The organism is Nocardia farcinica, assembly GCF_029867845.1.
In the GTDB taxonomy this organism is placed as follows: Bacteria; Actinomycetota; Actinomycetes; order Mycobacteriales; family Mycobacteriaceae; genus Nocardia; species Nocardia farcinica_A.
In genome coordinates this window covers 1-5,459 of sequence record NZ_JARWRU010000864.1, presented here as the reverse complement: position 1 = coordinate 5,459, position 5,459 = coordinate 1, and the positions used below count along the sequence as shown (strand labels likewise).

Annotated in this window: 7 protein-coding genes; 4 read left to right on the top strand and 3 right to left on the bottom strand. The window is 72.0% G+C overall.

All coding sequences use genetic code 11. The annotated features are described in order from the left end of the window. On the bottom strand, positions 1-625 hold a 625-nt coding region (locus QH283_RS18880; RefSeq protein WP_280504312.1), incomplete at its 3' end, for a TerD family protein. A 223-nt stretch (positions 626-848) separates the two neighbouring features. Between QH283_RS18880 and QH283_RS18875 the strand changes: the two genes are divergently transcribed. The 3 genes from QH283_RS18875 (at position 849) to QH283_RS18865 (ending at position 2,888) form a co-directional block, all read left to right on the top strand. Further along, complete coding sequence (locus QH283_RS18875; protein WP_280504311.1) at positions 849-1,799, top strand: DNA polymerase domain-containing protein; 951 nt, start codon at positions 849-851, stop codon at positions 1,797-1,799. A gap of 17 nt (positions 1,800-1,816) precedes the next feature. Further along, entirely contained in the window at positions 1,817-2,029 is a 213-nt protein-coding gene (locus QH283_RS18870) for a zinc-ribbon domain-containing protein (protein WP_280504310.1), read from the top strand. Between the two features lie 301 nt (positions 2,030-2,330). After that, the gene (locus QH283_RS18865) at positions 2,331-2,888 is read left to right on the top strand and encodes a type 1 glutamine amidotransferase domain-containing protein (RefSeq protein WP_280504309.1); all 558 of its coding nucleotides are present in this window, start codon (positions 2,331-2,333) and stop codon (positions 2,886-2,888) included. 36 nt (positions 2,889-2,924) lie between these two features. Here the strand turns inward: QH283_RS18865 and QH283_RS18860 are convergent, their stop codons facing one another. Both QH283_RS18860 and QH283_RS18855 read right to left on the bottom strand, forming a co-directional pair. Next, on the bottom strand, positions 2,925-3,509 hold the full coding sequence (locus QH283_RS18860; RefSeq protein ID WP_280504308.1) for a hypothetical protein: 585 nt from the start codon (positions 3,507-3,509) through the stop codon (positions 2,925-2,927). 237 nt (positions 3,510-3,746) lie between these two features. Then, a complete protein-coding gene (locus QH283_RS18855; RefSeq protein WP_280504307.1) occupies positions 3,747-4,409 on the bottom strand; it encodes a TetR/AcrR family transcriptional regulator in 663 nt (220 codons plus the stop codon). Between the two features lie 193 nt (positions 4,410-4,602). On the opposite strand from QH283_RS18855, the gene QH283_RS18850 reads away from it, so the two are divergent. Then, positions 4,603-5,421: an oxygenase MpaB family protein gene (locus tag QH283_RS18850; protein WP_280504306.1), complete on the top strand. Its 819-nt coding sequence runs from the start codon at positions 4,603-4,605 to the stop codon at positions 5,419-5,421. Positions 5,422-5,459 lie beyond the last annotated feature (38 nt).

The following is a 5,459-nucleotide window of genomic DNA, read 5'->3' as shown; positions in this document are numbered from 1 at the left end:
GCGAAAGATGTCCGGCCGGTGCGGTATTCGGCCGGGACGGCCCGCCCGCATGCGGGGCCGGTGGCTGCGGTGGGGCAGGCGCGGATGGGGCAGGCGCGGATGGGGCAGGCGCGGATGGGGCAGGCGCGGATGGGGCAGGCGCGGATGGGGCAGGCGCGGGCGGGGGCGCAGGCTCGTCGTCGACATTCACCCCGAACGCGGTGGCGATACCGGCCAGGCCGGTGTCGTAGCCCTGACCGACGGCGCGCACCCGCCACGTGCCCGCACGGCGGTAGATCTCCAGACAGATGAGGGCGGTCTCGGTGGTGAGCCCGGCCACGGGGAAAGTGAGTGTGGCCGAGCCGGATTCGACGGTGACGGTGAGTCCGCCCGCCTCGGCGAGGGTGGTGGCCCCACCCCGCCCGTCGAGGCTCGCGGCGATCACCACGGCCTCGATCTCCGGCGGCAGCGCCGAGGTCTGCACGTCGATCACGTCCGGCCCGCCCCGGCCGTGGCGGAGGACGACCCCGTGCCCGGCGGGCTGGTTGAAGAACACGAAATCACCGTCCGCGCGCACCCGGCCGGACGAATCGACCAGCAGCGCGGACACATCCAGCGGGGCCCCGCCGACGACGGTGACCCGCATGCGATCTCCCGGCGCGGGCCGGTTCTCCCCGCGCGCCAGCGCCGTCACGCCCCGCCCCCGCGGATGTTCGCCGACATCACACTCACGGCTCCCAGTCTGTCCCGGATCAGGATTTCGCGCCACGTCCGCCGGCGTGCCTGTGCCGACCCGCCGCGACCGGTCCCGCGCCGTTCCCGTCGGCGTGCCGGTTGACCCGCCGCGCGCGGGGGAGCAGGGTGGGGCGATGAGCAGCGAGGAGCGCGCGGGCGTCCCGATCACCAATGCCGACCAGCCGCTGTTCGACGGGGCCGAGGCCACCAAACGCGATCTGCTCGACTACCTGGAGGCGGTGGCCGAGCAGTTCATCGGGCAGTTGCGGGACCGGCCGCTGTCGGTGGTGCGGGTACGGGCGGGGCAGAAGCCGTTCATGCAGAAGAACCTGCCGAAGTACGCGCCCGACTTCGTGCCGAGGGTGACCACCTGGGCGGCGAGCGTGCACAAGCAGATCACCTACCCGCTGTGCCAGGACCTGCCGACGCTGATGTGGATGGGCAATCAGCGCGCCGTCGAGTACCACCCCACTCTGCTCACCACCGACACCGAGGCCGGTCAGACACACCTGGTGCTCGATCTCGACCCCTCGCCCGGCCAGACCTTCCGGCACGCCGTGCTCGCCGCCCAGCTCATCCGGGAGGCGCTGGCCGCCGAGGGTCTGTCCGGGGTGGTGAAGACCAGCGGTTCCAAGGGCGTGCACGTCTTCGTCCCGATCGAACCCGGCATCCCGCTCGAGGACACCGCCGCCGCCACCCGTGCCGTGGCCGCCCGCGCCGAACGCCTCGACCCCGGCCTGGCCACCACCGCCTTCATCCGCGAGGACCGCGAGGGCAAGGTGTTCCTCGACTCCACCCGTTCCGGCGGGGCCACCGTGGTGTGCGTCTACAGTCCCCGGGTGCGCCCCGGTGTGCCGGTCTCCTTCCCGGTGAGCTGGGACGAACTGCCCGAGGTCGCCCCCGCCGACTTCACCATCAGGACGGCGCCCGGCCTGCTCGACGGCCGCGACCCGTGGGCGGCGGACATGCCCGCGCCGCAGGCGCTTCCGGCCGACCTGATCGAGGAGGGCCACACCATCCCGGTCGCCCGTGTGCAGGCCATGCACGAGGGCAAGCGCCGCGCCAAGGCCCGCGGGGAGCGCTGACCGCTACCCTGGAGCCGATGTTCTTCCTCTTCGGATTCGGCCGCAAGCGCGAGGACCTCGGTCCCGGCGCAACCCGGACCTGCCCGCGCTGCCACAACACCACGCAGTGGCTGCGTGTCCGGGAGTTCTCCCAGGTCACCGTCTTCTTCATCCCGGTGGCGCGGTGGGGCCGCAAGCACCTCGAGGTCTGCGGCATCTGCGGGGCCGCCGTGGAGCTCCCCGCGGCCTGACCACACCGGTTCGGCCGATGGCCCGTCGTCCCGACAGTCGTGCGACGCTGACCGAGCTGTGCCGCGAGGTGGTGGCGGCGTGAATCGGGGACAGACCCAGGTGCTGCGCACCCTCGGGCTGGTGGTGCGCAGGAGTTCCTGGCGCAGGTCGCCACGACATGCGCTCACCCGCGCAACAGCGCGGATCAGCTGTCTGCGTCGTCTCGGCGTCCCTCGGTCCACCCGCCGGGTGTTTGGGGCCGGGCATGCGCGGCATGCCCTCGGTGAACGAGCAGATGCCTGAATGGAGAGGAGCGGACCGATGGCCGAACTGGACGGAGTGCGGGTGCTGGTACTGACCGCGAACACCGGTGTGGAACACGACGAGCTGGTGGTGCCGCGTGACCGGCTGCGCGAGCGCGGGGCCGCGGTCACCCACGCCGCGCCGAAGGCCGAGCAGGTGAAGACCTTCCGGCACGATCTCGAGCCCGCCGACGGGGTCGAACCCGACCTCGCCCTCGACGAGGTGCGCGCCGACGACTTCGACGTGCTCGTGCTGCCCGGCGGCACCGTGAACGCCGACAAGCTGCGGCTAGAGGAGCGCGCTGTCGGTCTGGCCAAGGATTTCGTCGGCCGGGGCAAGCCGGTCGCCGCCATCTGCCACGGGCCCTGGCTGCTCGCCGAGGCCGACGTGGTGGCGGGCAAGACCGTGACCTCCTATCCCTCGCTGCGCACCGACCTGCGCAACGCGGGCGCGAGCTGGGTGGACGAGCCGGCTGTCCGGTCCGAAGAGGGCGGGTGGACGCTCATCACCTCCCGCAATCCCGGGGACCTGGACGATTTCGTGTACGCGATCGCGCGGGAGGCGGCGCCGGACTGACGCGCCGCCGCCTGGCGCGCTCGCTCAGGCGCGTGCTCAGGCGTCGGCGGCGCGCAACGCGAACCAGCCCTCGCCGGGATCGGCGAAGCCGTGATAGACCAGCGGCGCCCGCTGGTCGATGCGGAAGTGCCGGTAGACCGCGAGCATGGCCTGCCGGACCGACCACACCTGGAAATCCTCGACGCGCCGCATGCCGATGCGGTGCTCGGGCAGGGTGGCCAGGCGCAGCACCTCGGCGCGGTCGCCGATGTCGAGGCCCGAGGGCGCGGGGTCGGAGATGAGATGGTCGCGCAGGACGGCGCGGATCAGGTCGGGATCACACGGGCGCGGGTCGTAGGTGCTGAAGACGGTGCGATACGGCGGGGTGGCGGTCTCCTGGGCCGCGTCGATCAGTTCGCGGTCGGGGTCGATCAGCCGGGGATCGGGCGGGGCCTCGCCACCGGTGCGCACGTCGTCCTGTTCCAGCGCGTGCAGGATCACCCCGCCCGGCATCAACGGCTCGGGGACGAGGAACAGTGACATCGACGGTCGTCTGCCCTCGGTCACGCAGACCTTGGTGTTGGGCGGCGAGCCCGCGGGGATGGTCCCGGTGGGCAGGGGTGCGGGGGCGGGGTGGGACATCCGTCCTCCAAGAACGGTTCGGATTCAGACGAAACGGCGGCCGGTCCGCGAGCGCGGAGCACGCGCCTGGCTGTGTCGATGCGCGGCTATCTCGTTGTCCTCGATTCCCACCGTACTCGCCTGGTCAGGGTCGCGAGCGGGGTTCGAGCGGATGCCGGGAGGACACCGCGATCGCCCGTCGCTGCCCGGTTGCGCTCGGCGCGAAGAGCGCCGTGGCACCTGTCTGCCCGTACTCGTCTACCTGCCCTGGCGCGGCAGCAGGAACGGGACGAGGAAGCCCGCGGCGAAGTCGCGGAGTTCGGATTCGTCGCGCAGGTGCGGCGGGGCGTCGGGGGTGAGCACCAGGGAGTGCACGAGCCGCACGATCATGCCCGCGACGGTCCGCGGGTCGCCCAGCGTGCCGGGCGTGGCGAACAGTTCCTCGGCGACGAAGGCGGTGGCGAGGGCGAGGATGTCGCCCGCCCCGACGGTGATCGCGGCCAGGGTCTGCTCGCGGTCGACGGCCAGCAGCCGCACCAGGATCGGGTTGGTGCGCAGCAGGGTGACGGTGGTGGCGAAGCCGAGGGTGACCCGCTCGGCCGCGGCCGCCGGGTCGCCGGGGTCGAGGTGGCGCAGTCCGGCGCGGATCTGCTCGAGCACGCGAGCGGTCTCGCGCAGCAGCGCGCCGCGCACGATCACATCCTTGGCTCCGACGCGGCGGTAGAGGGTGGCGCGGTTGACACCCGCCTTGCGGGCGATGTCGTCGGCGCTGACCCGGCTGATGCCGAAATCGGCGAACAGGCTCAGGGCCGCGTCGAGGATGCGGGCGGTGGTGGCGTCGCGGTCGGTCTCGGCGCCGAGCAACTGCGCGTAGTCGCCGGGGTCCGGCGGGTTCTGCTCCGGGGATGTCGGTGGCGCCACGCGCGTGAACCTTACCGGGGCACCGGCCGGTCACGGGCCGATCCGGCGGGTGGAGACGGCTCGCCTGGCGAGGAAGTGCGACAATCGACTATCTTTTGTTGCATTGCATCATCCGGGTGACGAGGAGGTCCAAGACGTGGGTGCGACGAACGGTTCGGCTCTCGCCACGGCCACAGCCGACGGATCGGAACCGGTGGGCGCCCCCATCGGTCCCGGCTCCCTGGTGTGGAAGTACGCAGGCGACTACCGCAACATGCTGTTCCTCGGCCGGACCGGCATTTTGCAGAACATGCACCCCGCGGTCGGCGCCGCGCTCCAGGACCACTCCGACTTCTTCACCGACCCGTGGGATCGGCTGGTCCGCTCGCTGCCGCAGATCCAGGGTATGATCTACGACGCCGACAACGAGGCGCAGGCGGGCCGGGTGCGCGATTACCACAAGCCGCTCAAGGGCACCGACTCGCGCGGCGAGCGCTACCACGCGCTCAACCCCGAGGTCTACTGGTGGACCCATGCCACCTTCATCGAGTTGAACATCGCCGTCAACGAGTACTTCGGCACCCCGCTGACCGATGAGGAGAAGGAACAGCTGATCGCCGAGGGCATCACCTGGTGGCGCATGTACGGGCTGTCCGACCGGGTGCTGGTCCGCGACTACGCGGAGTTCAAGCAGTACTGGGACCGCACCATCGACGAGGTGCTCGAGCGCAACGCCACCACCGACTTCGCTCTGAGCCTCGACCGGCACCGCATCCCCGCCTTCCCCGGCATCCCGGAACCGGTGTGGACGGTCATCTGGCGCCCGGTCATGGCCTTCAACCTGTGGCTGGCCAACGGCCTGATGCCCGAGCGGGCCCGCGACATCCTCGGCATGCGCCGCTGGACCCGCCTCGACCGGGCCGCGTTCACCGTCTTCTGCAACGCGGTCCGCCACACCTGGCCGCTGCTGCCCGAACGCCTGCGCTACGCCCCGCGCGCCTACGCGGGCATCGAGCGCGTGCGCGGCGAGTAGCGCCCCCCCCCCCGGCGGCCCCGGGGCGGGGGGGGGGG

Coding starts and splice junctions, on each gene's coding strand:
- QH283_RS18875 (WP_280504311.1), top strand. CDS start 849: ATGAGCAGCGAGGAGCGCGCGGGCGTCCCGATCACCAATGCCGACCAG.
- QH283_RS18860 (WP_280504308.1), bottom strand. CDS start 3,509: ATGTCCCACCCCGCCCCCGCACCCCTGCCCACCGGGACCATCCCCGCG.
- QH283_RS18865 (WP_280504309.1), top strand. CDS start 2,331: ATGGCCGAACTGGACGGAGTGCGGGTGCTGGTACTGACCGCGAACACC.
- QH283_RS18870 (WP_280504310.1), top strand. CDS start 1,817: ATGTTCTTCCTCTTCGGATTCGGCCGCAAGCGCGAGGACCTCGGTCCC.